Here is a 14,595-nt window from a genome sequence, read left to right on the forward strand (position 1 = left end):
TATGAATCCAAACCTACTTGAAAATCTCGAAAATATCGATATAGAAATTCCTTTGTTTCTTGAGGCAATATTTCAGAAATATGGTTACGACTTTAGAGATTATTCAACCGCACATATCAAAAGGCGTTTAATGCATCGTATGGCAATTGGAAGATTTGAAACAATTTCTCAGATGCAGGATAAAATTCTTCGGGATAAAAGCTTTTTTATCAGCTTACTGGAAGATCTATCCATAAACGTTACCGAAATGTTTCGCGATCCGGAATTCTATTCCTCCTTTCGTGAGCATGTTGTGCCAAATTTAAGAACCTACCCGTTTATTAAAATCTGGCATGCCGGATGTGCAACCGGTGAAGAAGTTTACTCGCTTGCAATTCTTTTAAAAGAAGAAAATCTGCTTGACAGATGTCAGATTTATGCTACAGATTTTAATCGAAGAGTTTTGGATATTGCTAAATTAGGAATATACCCAACTCAAGATCTTGGAAAATTTAGTCGAAATTACCTCGAAGCCGGCGGTAAGGGGAAACTTTCCGACTATTATACTCTTAAATACGGTTCTCTTAAACTGGATCAATCTCTTTCAAAAAAAGTCGTTTTTGCTGATCACAATTTAGTAACCGACAATGTTTTTGCTGAGGTTAATTTAATCCTATGCAGAAATGTCTTAATCTACTTTAATAAAGATTTACAAAATAAAGTGATCGACTTATTCTACAAAAGTTTATCATCAAGCGGATTTTTGTGTTTGGGTACAAAAGAGAGCCTTCGTTTTACGCAATTAGAAAGCAATTTTGCCAATATCGATTCCTCACAAAAAATATATAAAAAGAGAATCAATTAATGTTTAGAGCTGCTGTTATAGGTACGTCTTATGGAGGTTTAGATGCTTTAAAAGCCATTATTCCCCATCTGTCAAAAGATTTTCCTTTGGCTGTTTTTGTTGTACTTCATATTGGTGATAATAAAAACGATTCCTTCATTCGATACCTAAAAAAACAGAGTAAAGTAAAAATAAAAGAGGCCGAAGAAAAGGAAGAAATAAAACCCGGAACGGTTTATTTTGCCCCCCCAAACTATCATATGCTAATAGAAAACGATTCTACCATTGCTTTATCTGCTGATCCTAAAATACATCATTCGAGACCATCAATTGATGTTTTGTTTGAATCGGCAGCCTGGCACTTTAAAAATCAATTGGTTGGTATTCTCTTAACCGGATTAAATAAGGATGGTGCCCATGGAATAAAAGAAATTCAAAAATATGCTGGAATTACTATCGTTGAAGATCCAGAAACAGCTACTGCTACAATAATGCCTGCTTCGGCCATTGAAATAATGAAACCAGACTACATCTTACCCTTAGACCAGATTTCAAAAAAAATAATCGAATTAAGTGAACTATATTAAGCTGATAATAGAACCTATAGCCGGATTTATTTATAAATAAGCTCCAAAACATTTCAGATTATATTGGAGTAAGATATAAATCATTATTTTTCCCGAACTTTCCGCAATAACTAATTCGAAGAAAATGCCAACTAATATAGAGATTAAAGCTTATTGTGAAAACAAGGAGAAAATTAGAAAAATACTTTTGTCAATTGGCGCCGGGTGCAACAGAACTGATCACCAAACAGACACTTACTTCCATTCCAAATCAGGCATACTAAAGTTCAAAGAAGGATCTATCGAAAATATGCTAATCCATTACATTAGGGAAGACAAAAAAGGATCTACTGAAAGTCAGGTTCACCTTTATCCAACAAATCCTGATTCTACTTTAAAAGAAATTCTTGCAAAGACTTTAGGTACAAGGTCTGTAGTCGAAAAAACAAGAGAAATTTATACTAAAGATAATGTGACATGCCATATCGACACTGTTAAAGGTTTAGGTGATTTTGTTGAAATCATAGCCAAAGATAATGATGGCAGCATATCAATAGATAAATTGCAGGAACAATGCAATCAATATATTAAAACCCTAGAAATCAATGCAAAATATTTAATATCAGAGTCATACTCCGATCTGCTACAACAGAATAATCTTTTTAGTCAGATTTTAGTTGATGAATAATATTTCTACCGAATCAGTAATATTTTTTTTACTTATATCATAGAACAATTTAGTAACTTTAAAATAGAATCTAAAGCTGCGTATTGATGCTCCAATTTGAATTTGATATACGGAACCATAAAATTAACAATAACGAATCGAGAGGAATACAACTTGCCTTGGGTATTTCCTTTTTGATTTGCACCGCATTATTTTTTGTATTTATCAACTATCTTGATTTCTTTCCTTTTAGCGAATATCTTGTACTTGTTTTGATAATTGCTTCGCTTTATTTTATTGGTTTACTTTTAGGTTGTAAATTTCTTTACCCGAAAGAATATTTAACTATTAACGCCAGAAAATTAACTTATAAAACCGGGTGGGGAAATAAAGAGCTGAAAATTTACTTAAAGGATATTAAAGATTTTACAATTACAGATCACAAACTAATTATTGTACTAAAAAGCAAAGAAAAAATACCAATCAATCTCTGCTATTTTAGTGATAATGCAATTACGGTACTAAAAAACTATTTGAATGTATAAAAACGGAAGACTTTAATTTCTTCCGTTTTCTATTTGTTATTTAATGGTCATTCTGGCAAAAGGAGCGGTGTCCTGCTCCACAAATTCCTTTTTAAGAAATTTAAAATACCCGGTAATTGCGATCATAGCAGCATTATCGAGAGAATAACCAAGCTGAGGAATAAAAACTTTCCACTTGAACTTTACGGCTGCCTCTGTCAATGCTTTTTGCAATCCGGAATTAGCTGAAACTCCTCCGGCAATAGCCACTTGCTTAATCCCGGTTTCTTTTGCTGCTTTTTTAACTTTGTTCATTAAAACATCAACAATTGTGTATTGCAGCGATGCACACAAATCATTCATATTTTCCTCTATAAAATTCGGATTTTCCTTTATCCGATCGCGAACAAAGTACAAAAATGATGTTTTAAGACCACTGAAACTATAGTTTAAGCCTTGAATTTTTGGCCGGCTAAATTCAAACGCAAGAGGATTTCCTGATTTTGCATTACGATCAATAATCGGACCTCCCGGATAAGGCAATCCCATCACTTTGGCACATTTATCAAAAGCCTCTCCTGCTGCATCATCAATGGTCTCCCCAATTACTTCCATCTCTAAATGATCTTTGACAACAATAATTTGAGAATTACCGCCGGACACAAGCAAAGCCAAAAAAGGAAAGTCAGGATGTTCGTATTTGTTCTTTAAATCATCAATAAAATGTGCAAGGATATGTGCCTGAAGATGATTCACCTCGATTAGAGGAATATTTTTAGAAAGAGCAAAACCTTTGGCAAAGGAAGTTCCAACCATTAATGACCCCAGCAAACCCGGTCCTCTTGTAAAAGCAACTGCATCAATCTCATCGGCAGTAACACCTGCTTTTTGCATGGCTTGATGAACCACCGGAATTATATTCTGCTGATGTGCCCTGGAAGCTAACTCCGGAACCACTCCGCCATAATCCATGTGTACATCCTGGTTGGCTGTGACATTTGAATAAATTACTCCATCCTTTAATATTGAAGCAGAAGTATCATCGCATGACGACTCAATTCCTAATATAGTAATACTCATTAAATTTTATTTAAATCAGAATAAAAATGGCTTTACACACTTAAATGGTTAAAAAAATCAAAAATCTCTTGAAACACTATATTAAGGTGTAAAAATCTTCTTCTTTTTAGCTAATTTTGTGCATCTCATAAAAAAGCAAAATTATCAAAAAATTTCTCAAAATATCAATTTGGACGCTTGTGGTTATCATTATGATACCCATTTTAACCTATTTGATATTCTTGAACAGTCGTGTACAAACTTATGCAAGCCAAAAAATTGCCAATTATATTTCAGAACAAACAAACACTCCTGTCAGAATTGAAGGAGTTAACATCTCTCCCTTTAAAAGCATAATACTTAAAGGCCTTTATATTGAAGATTATCAGAAGGACACTTTGGTTTATGTGGGTAACCTGACAGCTAAAATTGATTCTTTTAATATCAAAAAACAAAAGATTTTCATCAACAAACTGACTTTAGACAAAGCCTATGTAAACCTTCGCGAAGATGAGAACAGATTATTTAACTATGATGTTTTTCTGGACTCATTATCGAGTGGTAAAAAAGGAAATACAACTGACACAATTCAGAAATCATGGGAAATTACCGTTACTAACGTTGATCTTATCAATTCTCAGTTTGGATATAGCGCACCTGATACTATACCTCAGGAATTTGGCATGAATTATAACAATATTTATGTCTCAAGATTGAATCTTCAAGCCAGAAACATTCAAATTATTGGCGATTCGGTAGATTTTCAACTGCAGCATTTAAGCTGTATTGAAAAATCAGGATTCGAATTGAAAGATTTTACAGCCAAAACATGGATAACAAGTCATCAGTGGGGATTAAAAGATGTAAATATCACATCAGCAAACAGTAAGCTTAAAGCAGAGCATTTATATTTCAACTACGAGCCGGGCAAAGAATATTGGCAGCATTTTACTAAGAAAATGAAGCTGGATTTCCAATTAATCTCCTCTCGGGTTAGTTTTTTAGATGTAGCTTATTTTAATAGTTTGCTCTTGGGATTTCGGGAGACAGGATTTCTTTCCGGGCATATTTACGGCACTGTTTACGATTTAAGAGGTCGTGATATTGATATTGTATATGGTGCAAATACGGTTCTTAAAGGACGATTTTATATGAATGGTCTTCCTTACTTAAAAGATGCTTATTTAGAAGCCGATTTTGAAGAACTCACAACTACAATTTCTGATATTGAAAAAGTTTACATTCCTGGTTATGAAAAAGAATTCTTTAATTTGCCTGAATACTTCGACAATTTAGGCTTAATCCATTACAACGGTCAATTTAATGGTTTTTTAAATGACTTTGTTTTCTATGGAGATTTTAAAACTGAATTGGGAGAAATAGAAACGGATATATTATTTAAACCCAACCCTGGAAGCAGCAGATTAAATTTTACGGGAGACATTAAAGCATCAAACTTCTATCTCGGAGGTTTAATTGAACAGGAGAAAGTTGGAAATGTTTCCTTAAATGTTTCGGTAAACGGTTTTACTGAAACAAATACAACCCAAGGTAAAATGAAAGGAAATATTAGTAAAGTGGATTTCTACGATTACGAATATAAAAACCTTTCCTTAGATGGATTTTTCACTAATTCAAGCTTTGATGGTCAAATTTCTATTGAAGATCCGAATATAGGGTTTAATTTTACTGGTAACATTGATTTTTCAGAGGAAATTCCAACCATGAAATTTAGTTCTCATCTTCGTAATGCTAAACTTTTTCCCCTTCATTTAAATACAAAAGATCCAAAATCAGAACTTAGCTTATCTCTGGATGCAAATTTTTCCGGAAGCGAATTTGATAACGCAAATGGTATTATTGAACTTACAAATACAGAATACAAAAACAGTTTGGGGGAATTTGTTCTCAACAAATTTACAATTAACTCATTTTCCTCTCCAACGTTTAAACGAATCATCCTGAACTCGGATATTTCGGATGCCAAAATAGAAGGAAATTATGAAATTGATCAATTAATTTCTTCTGTTGCGAACATGGCCTATGTCTATTTTCCAGCCTATGCTCCGGAAAAAGAATTTGTAAATACTGACAGTACAAATAATTTCAAATTCAAAATAGATTTAAAAGAAACAGAGCCCATTACAAAGCTTTTTTATCCAGATATTAAATTAGCTCCAAATACCAGCTTAACAGGAAGTTTAAATGCAAAAGAACAGTTAATCGAAATGCATTTTACTTCACCAATTCTTACAATACAAGATAAATCGTTTGAAGAACTCAAATTAGATCTCTCTACCGATAATAAAGAGCTTGTTATAAAGGGACGTACAAATAAATTTAACTTTTCGGATCAATTTAGATTGTACAATCTTTCAGAAAAAATTACAGCCAGTAATAACAATATCAACTTGGATCTGCTTTGGAATAACTGGGATGCTGTTACCTACAGTGGTTTTGTTAGCGCCAAAGGGAGTGTCAAAAAGTCAAAAGAATCAGATCGTCCTGTCTGGAATATTAATTTACTTCCCAGCAGCATCATTATGGCCGATAGTATTTGGTCTATTCAACAATCCAACCTGATTATTGACAGCACAAGTTTTGCGATTGATAATTTCAGAATCAGCAGAGAGAATCAATATTTTGGCTTAGATGGAAAAATCTCCTCCAATCCTGCCGACAGTATCAACTTTCAAATTCAGAACATTAGTTTAAAGAATTTAAATGATTTAACCCGAGAACAAAACATTGGAATTGATGGGACAGTTCGCGGCTACGTGCAAATTTCCGACTTTTATGGCGACAGATTATCCAACTCCAATCTCATGCTCGAGAATCTTGTTCTTAATAATGATACCTTAGGGAATTTCTACTTGATCAGCGATTGGGATAAGTTTGACAAAAAACTCTCATTTTCCTCATTTACTGATTACAACACTCATAAAGAGATTGATTTACACGGTAGTTACTTCCCCGAGTCGGACTCCCTGAATATGGATATTAATATTGATAAAATACGTCTGGGGTTATTAAATCCATACCTGCAGGAAAATATTTCCAACATAAAGGGTAATGCCTCTGGTCACGTACATATAGAAGGTTCATCCAGTAAACCAAAATCGACAGGCTTTCTTAAATTGGAAGATGCAAGTTTCACAATAAACGAGCTGCAAACAACTTATTCATGCAATGACAGCATTAAAATAACACCAACAGAGTTGCAGTTTAATCAATTTAAACTTATCGATTCAGATAAAAACTCAGCTATTATTTACGGAGTGATTTCTCATGAGCAATTCAACAACTTCAATTTAGACTTAGCTGTAAATGCACTTAATTTTAATGTCCTGAATACAAAACCGACTGATAACGAACTATTTTACGGACAAGCCAATGTTACCGGAATTACAACTCTGTTCGGTCCGGTGAATGATTTGGATATTGAGGCGAGAGTGAAAACAAATAAAAACACCAAATTATATGTTCCTCTTAACAACAGCGGAGATATCGAAGAAAGTAATTTTATCACCTTTGTTAATTCAAATTTGAATGCTGATTCAAATTTGGAAGAAGAATACAAAATTGATCTATCAGGTATCCGATTAAACTGCGATTTGGAAATTACTCCGGAAACTGAAGTTCAAATTATATTTGACTCGAAAATTGGTGATGTTTTAAAAGCCAAAGGAGGAGGAAATTTAAAACTGCAAATTGACACCAAGGGCGATTTTAAAATTTTTGGAGATTATACAATTCAAACAGGTAGTTACCTTTTCACCTTACAAAATGTCATCAATAAAAAGTTTGATTTAGCAAGCGGAGGAAACATCAAATGGGACGGTGACCCTTACAACGCAACACTTAATATTGATGCAGTATATAGTGTTAAAACAACATTGTACGATCTGCTTTTAAATACTCCTTACATTGATAATTCCAAGAAGATTCCTGTTGATTGTAATATGAACTTAAGCCAGAATCTTGAAAATCCGCTTATTCGCTTTGATATTAATTTCCCTACTTTGGATCAGCAAACACAAAGTATTCTGGAAGGCCTGTTTTCAACTGAAGATGAAATGAATAAGCAGATTTTATCCTTACTTGTTTTAAACCGGTTTTTTACTCCCGAATACCTGCGATCCACTGATCCTGATTTTGAAAATAAAAATTCCAGCTATGCCGTTGGAGTTACCGCAAGCGAAATGCTTTCCAATCAACTATCAAACTGGCTTAGTAAAATCAGTAACGATTTTGATATTGGTGTAAGTTACCGACCCGGAGACAATCTGACCAGTGATGAGATTGATCTGGCTCTGTCCACACAGGTTTTTGACGACAGGGTAACTATTAATGGAAATATTGGAACGGGAAATAATCAGACTAGCAATAATGATATTGTTGGTGATGTTGATGTAAACTTCAGATTGGACAAAAAAGGGAAATTACAACTCAAAGCTTTCACCCGTTCAAATGAATATTTGGTATACGAGGAAACGAGAAATACTCAAGGAATTGGTATTTTTTACAAAGAAGACTTCAACACGTTTTCCGGATTAGTAAAAAAATACCTCAATTTCCTCAAATCAAACAAAGGCAAAAAAGAAAACTAGCCTTTATCAGCGGAAATGTGTTTTTAAATTGTAAGTTCAATGTTTTTCAGCAGAATTAGTTAGAGGTTTTTTTCTTTAATTACCTCGGATATTAAATAGCAAATATTGCTATATTAGCATCTTATCGAATAAAAATTAATTCACTCAAAAATAATCTATTACTATGTTTACACTAATGGTTGTGGTTTTTGTTCTCGGATATACAGCTATCGCTCTGGAACATCCCCTAAAAATTGACAAAGCAGCTTCTGCTCTATTAATCGGAGTTATAACCTGGGTTCTTTACGTATTTGGAGGAGTAGATATTCTTTCCACCGGCGTTAGCAGAGCCTGGAATGAATATGTTGCAATAAACCCGAGTGCTGATTCTCATGAAGGAATGCTTGACTTTATTGTGCATCATGAGGTTCTTCATCATTTATCTGAAATATCAGCCATTCTCTTCTTCCTTTTAGGAGCAATGACAATTGTTGAAATCATAGATCAGCATCAAGGATTTAAAATTATTACGGACAAAATTAAAACAACAGACAGAGTTAAACTACTTTGGGTACTAAGTTTTTTAACCTTCTTCATGTCTGCAGCTTTGGATAATTTAACTACAACGATTGTAATGGTTGCCCTTATCCGTAAATTAATTTCGGCCAAAGAAAACCGTTGGTTTTTTGCATCAATGGTTGTACTAGCTGCCAATGCAGGAGGTGCATGGTCTCCTATTGGCGATGTTACTACAATTATGCTTTGGATTGGAGGACAGGTAACTACACTAAGAATTATCACCGGAGTATTTCTGCCTTCTTTATTTACAATGCTTGTTCCACTTATCATTGTATCATTCTCAATGAAAGGAATCATTAAGCGTCCTACTGATGTAAATGGGGATGAAAAAGAATACACTACACATAAGGAAAGAGTTTTCATTCTTTGTCTGGGTGTGTCAGCCTTACTATTTGTTCCTGTATTTAAAACCATAACCCATTTACCTCCCTACCTTGGAATGTTATTTGGATTAGGTACAATGTGGGTGGTTACTGAAATTATGCATAAAAACAAGACTCATGAAGATAAGAGAAAACTAACTGTTATTGGGGTTCTTAAAAAAGTTGATGTACCTACTGTATTTTTCTTTTTAGGTATATTGTCAGCCGTATCAAGTTTACAATCCGCAGGGCATTTAGATATTCTAGCCAGATACATGGATGAAAATATTCATAACATTTACATTATCAACCTAATTATTGGAGTACTTTCATCTGTTGTGGATAATGTGCCATTGGTAGCAGGAGCGATGGGAATGTATTCTATTGAAGGTGCAGGAGCTGTAGGATATCTATCCAACTTTGTTCAGGATGGTCTATTCTGGGAATTCTTAGCTTATTGTGCTGGTACAGGAGGAAGTATCTTGATTATTGGATCTGCCGCCGGTGTTGCTGCTATGGGAATGGAAAAAATAGATTTTATCTGGTATTTGAAAAAGATTTCACTTCTGGCTTTAGCCGGATACCTTGCTGGTGCCGGAGTTTACTACCTCGAAGCAGTCTTATTGCATTAAAATTAGAATTTCCTGTTTTTGTATCGAGAATCAAAAACAATAATATTAATTTAGCGAGATATAATATTCTGTATTATATCTCGTTTTTTTATGTGTTAGATTTAACTTGAAAATAGTAAATATGAATTATCTTTTGATTTTAGCTGGGATTCAAACTGTGGCACAAAATGAAGCCTTACTTGAAGGACAAGGAACGGAAGCCACCGAAATTTCTCTTAATTTTATCGATCTGGCCTTTAAAGGAGGATGGATTATGGTTCCAATCATAGTACTTTCGGGTATTGCGATGTACATTTTTTTTGAGAGATTCTATGCCATACGAAAAGCAACAAAAGTAGATTCAAATTTCATGAACAGAATCAGAGATTACATTCATGAAGGAAAAATGGATTCGGCATTAGCTCTTTGTGAGTCGAATGACACTCCTGTATCAAAAATGATTTCGAAAGGAATTAAGCGAATTGGACGACCACTAAATGATGTTAATGCTGCCATTGAAAATATCGGTAATCTTGAGGTTTCTAAACTTGAAAAAAACCTGCCTACTCTTGCTACTGTTGCCGGTGCAGCTCCTATGATTGGATTCTTAGGTACTGTAATGGGTATGATTCAAGCTTTTTACGATATGTCTACTGCTGGTAATAATATTGATGTATCCCTTCTGTCGCACGGTATTTATACTGCAATGGTAACAACGGTTGCTGGTCTTATTGTTGGGATAATTGCTTATTTTGCTTATAATATTTTGGTGGCAAAGGTTGAAAAAGTCGTTTTCACTATGGAGGCAACCACTACCGAATTTATGGATTTATTGAACGAACCAATTAAGTAATTAGCTCATGGCATTAAAAACCAGAAACAAGGTAAATCCTAATTTTAGTATGTCATCAATGACAGATATTGTGTTCTTGTTGCTTATATTCTTTATGGTAACATCAACCCTTATCGCACCAAACGCACTAAAATTACTCTTGCCGCAAAGTAAAAATCAAACTTCGGCAAAACCAATAACTACAGTTTCTATCGATAAGAAGTTTAACTTTTTTATTGAAACCACTCCTATTCCATTTTCTCAACTTGAAAATCGTTTGCAAAAACGTTTGGCCAGAGAAGAGGATCCAACCATCTCATTGCATGTTGATAAATCTGTACCTATGGAGCAAGTTGTTAGGGTAATGAATATTGCGAAAAACAACAAGTACAAGTTAATATTGGCAACAAGAGCTAAATAATTTTATTAAATGAGTAATTCTAAAGGTAAACGAATTGGGTTTGTTGGGACTATAATTTTCCACATTGGATTACTTGCTATACTATTTTATCTAGGCTTTCATACGCCACTTCCTCTGCCGGAAGAAGAAGGTATTTTGGTGAATTTTGGGAATACAAATCAGGGATTAGGCAAAAAAGATCCGGCTCCTTCCCAGTCGACTCAAGCTGTTACTGCTGTTTCAAAACCTGCACCAAAACCACAGGTTTCTCAATTGAAACCGGAAAAATCAGCAAGTTCAGCCAACGAAAAAATTCTTACTCAAGACAGCGAAGAAGCTCCTTCTGTTCCTTCGACAAAGGAAATTGCGAAAAAAAAGGCTGAAGTTGAAAAAAATAAAAAAATAAAAGCGGAACAAGATCGACTGAAAAAAATCGAAACCGAAAAGAAACGGCTGGAAGAGATTAAACAACAACAGGAAGCCGAGGCTGAAAGACAACGTTTGGCTGAAATAGAGAAACTTAAAAAAGAAGAAGCGGAAAGACAGGAAAAAATTGCCAACATCAACAACAAGGCAAAAAACGTTTTTGGTCAGGGAACTTCCTCAAATTCATCGCAGGGGAAAACATTTCCATCGGGTAATCAAGGTGATCCTAACGGATCTCCTGACTCCGATAATTACAGTGGTTCCGGATTAGGAAATAAAGGTGTTTCGTACGATTTAAAAGGCAGAAACTCTATGTCAATCCCTAAACCACAATACAACCTGCAAGAAAGCGGAAAAGTGGTAGTTGAAATAACTGTTGACAGAAATGGTAAAGTTGTTAATGCACGACCAGGAATGCCAGGTTCTACAACCAGTAATTCTACTCTATTCGAAGCAGCCAGAAAGGCCGCAATGAAAGCCGTTTTCAATTCTGATCCAAAAGCTGCTGCATTTCAGCAAGGATCAATCACTTATCATTTTCAATTGGATTGATTTATATCAATCCAAGCATTTCATAAACGCCAAGAAACTTGAGAGAGGCGAAAATAATTACCGCTAAAAGAATGTAACGGACAAATTTAGCTCCTAAACTAACAGCAAAATTAGCCGCAATATAAGCACCAATCATATTTCCTGCAGCAAGAATTAAACCTATTTTGTAGTCAACTTGTCCGTTCATAACAAAAATGCCCAAAGCAAATGGAGTATAAAGAAGAACAATAAATACCTTAATTGCATTTGCCTTAACAAGATCAAAACCTGCTCCCAACACCAATCCTGAAAGAAGAAAAAATCCAACCCCTGCTTGTATAAATCCACCATACAATCCTATAGAAAAGAAAATTACAATTTGTATTATACTAGGCTTAGATCGAATTAAACCAGCTTGTCCTTTCACCCACGCATCCGGTTTGTAAAGCACAATAAAAAAGAGGAAAATTAGCAAGCCACCAATGGTCTTCTGCATCATATCCTCATTGATTTCAACGGCCAGACCTGCTCCAATTACCGATCCGACAATGGCAGGAAGCGCCAGCCATATCCCTTCTTTAAAGGAAAAAACTTTTTGTTTTTTAAAACTACTGACCCCAACAATATTCTGCATTAAAATGGCAATTCTATTGGTTCCGTTGGCAACATTTGCAGGAAGTCCCATAAACATCAACATAGCCAGGCTTATAATTGATCCACTACCCGCAAGCGTATTTAGAAACCCACAAAAAACGCCGACAATTACAATTAAAATATAATAATACCACTCCATAATTTTATCTTTTTTAGGCGTTTAAACTAAATATAAAAATTGAAACAAAACATGTTAAAAAACAAAATACTTTTTAGAAATTAATCTGATTAAACATATTGATCATAAATAGAAAACCAATAGTTGCGAAACATTTCTCAGAATCTTAAACAAAAAAAAGAGGAGAATCAAATCCTCCTCTTCTACTATATTTGTGATATAATCCTACCAAGCAAACATTGGTCGCTCACACATCATCTCATTTACGCGCTCACGAACAGAAGCGATAACCTCTTCGCTTTCGATATTACTAATTACCTCATCAATCATTTGAACGATAATTGGCATGTGCTCCTCCTTTAAACCACGAGTTGTAATTGCAGGAGTTCCGACACGCAAACCGGATGTTGCAAATGGAGAACGAGTATCAAATGGAACCATATTTTTATTAATTGTAATATCAGCCTGCACCAATACATTTTCCACTTTCTTACCAGAAATTTCAGGGAATTTAGAACGAAGATCAACCAACATTGAGTGGTTATCTGTTCCACCAGAAATAACTTTATATCCTAATTTCATAAATTCTGCTGCCATTACCTTTGCATTTTTCTGCATTTGAATAGCGTACTCTTTATATGAATCGGTTAAAGCCTCACCAAAAGCAACCGCTTTAGCAGCAATAACATGCTCAAGAGGTCCGCCTTGTTGTCCTGGGAATACAGCAAAATTTATTACCTGAGACATCATTTTCACTTCCCCTTTTGGAGTTGTTTGTCCCCAAGGATTCTCAAAATCTTTTCCCATCAAAATCAATCCTCCACGTGGTCCGCGAAGAGTTTTATGAGTTGTTGTAGTCACAATGTGACAGTAAGGAATTGGATTGCTAAGTAACCCTTTTGCAATTAATCCTGCAGGGTGAGCGATATCCGCCATAAGCAAACAACCTACCTTATCTGCAATTTCACGCAAACGAACAAAATCCCAATCGCGGGAATAAGCAGATGCTCCGGCAACAATCATTTTTGGTTTGTGTTCCAAAGCCAACTGCTCTAATTCATCGTAATCTACTGTACCTGTTTCCTCTTTTACATGATAAGCAACAGGATTATACAAAGTACCGGAAAGATTTACCGGAGAACCGTGTGATAAGTGACCTCCATGTGATAAATCCAATCCCAAGAATGTATCTCCAGGTTGCATACATGCATAAAATACTGCTGCATTTGCCTGTGCTCCAGAGTGTGGCTGCACATTAGCATATTCTGCTCCGAACAATTCACATGCTCTGTCAATAGCCAATTGTTCAGTTTGATCTACTATCTGACAACCACCATAATATCTCTTTCCTGGATATCCTTCAGCATATTTATTTGTCAGGCATGAGCCCATTGCGTCCATTACTTGCTGACTCACGAAGTTCTCAGAAGCAATTAGTTCAATACCATTCTTTTGACGTAGGTATTCCTGATCAATTAGGTCGAAAATTTGAATATCTCTTTCCATTGTTGTTTGTCTTTTTTCCGAAATTAATCGAAATGAATTAATGATTTGTTAGTGTTTAGAAGGAATATAATTCCTTGTCGATAAAGTATTTACTCCCCCTTGAAAAGATGATGCACCACAAAAAAAATAAAATTACAGATTCCCGAAAGTGCAGGTTCAAAATTAGACAAATCAGCATATTAAAAAAATTATTTCCTGCATAATTCATCCTTAAATGAATATTTATAAAGCATATAGAAAATTGACCAATTAAAATCCCAAATCCCATTACATTCTTACAAAACTCATGAAGCTGTAAAAACCAATAATCATCTTGTAAAAATCGCAACTCACCTTTCAATAAGCGCA

12 protein-coding genes are annotated in these 14,595 nt (G+C 34.7%); 9 read left to right on the top strand and 3 right to left on the bottom strand.

Features of this window, described 5'->3' with window-relative positions; translation table 11 throughout:
- Position 1 precedes the first annotated feature (1 nt).
- From GQR60_RS06920 to GQR60_RS06935, 4 genes are all read left to right on the top strand, one after another.
- Positions 2-844 (top strand): CheR family methyltransferase, encoded by an 843-nt coding sequence (locus tag GQR60_RS06920; protein WP_124992232.1) that lies wholly within the window; start codon positions 2-4, stop codon positions 842-844.
- Positions 844-1,410: a chemotaxis protein CheB gene (locus GQR60_RS06925; RefSeq protein ID WP_124992233.1), complete on the top strand. Its 567-nt coding sequence runs from the start codon at positions 844-846 to the stop codon at positions 1,408-1,410. The genes GQR60_RS06920 and GQR60_RS06925 overlap by 1 nt, the downstream gene beginning before the upstream one ends.
- Before the next feature lie 124 nt (positions 1,411-1,534).
- On the top strand, positions 1,535-2,077 hold the full coding sequence (locus GQR60_RS06930) for a class IV adenylate cyclase (protein WP_124992234.1): 543 nt from the start codon (positions 1,535-1,537) through the stop codon (positions 2,075-2,077).
- An 86-nt stretch (positions 2,078-2,163) separates the two neighbouring features.
- Entirely contained in the window at positions 2,164-2,601 is a 438-nt protein-coding gene (locus GQR60_RS06935) for a hypothetical protein (RefSeq protein ID WP_124992235.1), read from the top strand.
- Positions 2,602-2,637: 36 nt separating this feature from the next.
- Here GQR60_RS06935 and tsaD read toward each other — a convergent pair whose 3' ends face one another.
- Positions 2,638-3,660 carry a tRNA (adenosine(37)-N6)-threonylcarbamoyltransferase complex transferase subunit TsaD gene (tsaD, locus tag GQR60_RS06940; protein WP_124992236.1) on the bottom strand — a complete coding sequence of 341 codons (1,023 nt, stop codon included), beginning with the start codon at positions 3,658-3,660 and terminating at the stop codon, positions 2,638-2,640.
- A 191-nt stretch (positions 3,661-3,851) separates the two neighbouring features.
- Here tsaD and GQR60_RS06945 point away from each other — a divergent pair, with 191 nt between their 5' ends.
- The 5 genes from GQR60_RS06945 to GQR60_RS06965 all read left to right on the top strand — a co-directional run bounded on the left by GQR60_RS06945 (position 3,852) and on the right by GQR60_RS06965 (position 11,990).
- A complete protein-coding gene (locus tag GQR60_RS06945; protein ID WP_124992237.1) occupies positions 3,852-8,249 on the top strand; it encodes a translocation/assembly module TamB domain-containing protein in 4,398 nt (1,465 codons plus the stop codon).
- 163 nt (positions 8,250-8,412) lie between these two features.
- Positions 8,413-9,801 (top strand): sodium:proton antiporter NhaD, encoded by a 1,389-nt coding sequence (gene nhaD / locus GQR60_RS06950; protein ID WP_124992238.1) that lies wholly within the window; start codon positions 8,413-8,415, stop codon positions 9,799-9,801.
- Positions 9,802-9,922: 121 nt separating this feature from the next.
- Positions 9,923-10,633 carry a MotA/TolQ/ExbB proton channel family protein gene (locus GQR60_RS06955; RefSeq protein WP_124992239.1) on the top strand — a complete coding sequence of 237 codons (711 nt, stop codon included), beginning with the start codon at positions 9,923-9,925 and terminating at the stop codon, positions 10,631-10,633.
- 7 nt (positions 10,634-10,640) lie between these two features.
- Complete coding sequence (locus GQR60_RS06960) at positions 10,641-11,033, top strand: ExbD/TolR family protein (RefSeq protein ID WP_124992240.1); 393 nt, start codon at positions 10,641-10,643, stop codon at positions 11,031-11,033.
- Between the two features lie 9 nt (positions 11,034-11,042).
- Positions 11,043-11,990, top strand: a complete 948-nt coding sequence (locus GQR60_RS06965) for a cell envelope integrity protein TolA (RefSeq protein ID WP_124992241.1) — start codon at positions 11,043-11,045, stop codon at positions 11,988-11,990.
- Between the two features lies 1 nt (position 11,991).
- On the opposite strand, the gene GQR60_RS06970 is transcribed toward GQR60_RS06965, so the two are convergent.
- Together GQR60_RS06970 and glyA are read right to left on the bottom strand one after the other, a co-directional pair.
- Positions 11,992-12,762 (bottom strand): sulfite exporter TauE/SafE family protein, encoded by a 771-nt coding sequence (locus GQR60_RS06970; protein ID WP_124992242.1) that lies wholly within the window; start codon positions 12,760-12,762, stop codon positions 11,992-11,994.
- A 204-nt stretch (positions 12,763-12,966) separates the two neighbouring features.
- Entirely contained in the window at positions 12,967-14,247 is a 1,281-nt protein-coding gene (gene glyA / locus GQR60_RS06975; protein WP_124992243.1) for a serine hydroxymethyltransferase, read from the bottom strand.
- Between the last annotated feature and the right edge of the window lie 348 nt (positions 14,248-14,595).

It is taken from the genome of Labilibaculum euxinicum (assembly GCF_009795715.1).
GTDB classification, from domain to species: Bacteria; Bacteroidota; Bacteroidia; order Bacteroidales; family Marinifilaceae; genus Labilibaculum; species Labilibaculum euxinus.

Excerpts from the sequence above, each read along its gene's own strand:
- GQR60_RS06920 (WP_124992232.1), top strand. The coding sequence starts at position 2 with ATGAATCCAAACCTACTTGAAAATCTCGAAAATATCGATATAGAAATT.
- GQR60_RS06925 (WP_124992233.1), top strand. The coding sequence starts at position 844 with ATGTTTAGAGCTGCTGTTATAGGTACGTCTTATGGAGGTTTAGATGCT.
- GQR60_RS06930 (WP_124992234.1), top strand. The coding sequence starts at position 1,535 with ATGCCAACTAATATAGAGATTAAAGCTTATTGTGAAAACAAGGAGAAA.
- GQR60_RS06935 (WP_124992235.1), top strand. The coding sequence starts at position 2,164 with ATGCTCCAATTTGAATTTGATATACGGAACCATAAAATTAACAATAAC.
- tsaD (WP_124992236.1), bottom strand. The coding sequence starts at position 3,660 with ATGAGTATTACTATATTAGGAATTGAGTCGTCATGCGATGATACTTCT.
- GQR60_RS06945 (WP_124992237.1), top strand. The coding sequence starts at position 3,852 with ATGATACCCATTTTAACCTATTTGATATTCTTGAACAGTCGTGTACAA.
- nhaD (WP_124992238.1), top strand. The coding sequence starts at position 8,413 with ATGTTTACACTAATGGTTGTGGTTTTTGTTCTCGGATATACAGCTATC.
- GQR60_RS06955 (WP_124992239.1), top strand. The coding sequence starts at position 9,923 with ATGAATTATCTTTTGATTTTAGCTGGGATTCAAACTGTGGCACAAAAT.
- GQR60_RS06960 (WP_124992240.1), top strand. The coding sequence starts at position 10,641 with ATGGCATTAAAAACCAGAAACAAGGTAAATCCTAATTTTAGTATGTCA.
- GQR60_RS06965 (WP_124992241.1), top strand. The coding sequence starts at position 11,043 with ATGAGTAATTCTAAAGGTAAACGAATTGGGTTTGTTGGGACTATAATT.
- GQR60_RS06970 (WP_124992242.1), bottom strand. The coding sequence starts at position 12,762 with ATGGAGTGGTATTATTATATTTTAATTGTAATTGTCGGCGTTTTTTGT.
- glyA (WP_124992243.1), bottom strand. The coding sequence starts at position 14,247 with ATGGAAAGAGATATTCAAATTTTCGACCTAATTGATCAGGAATACCTA.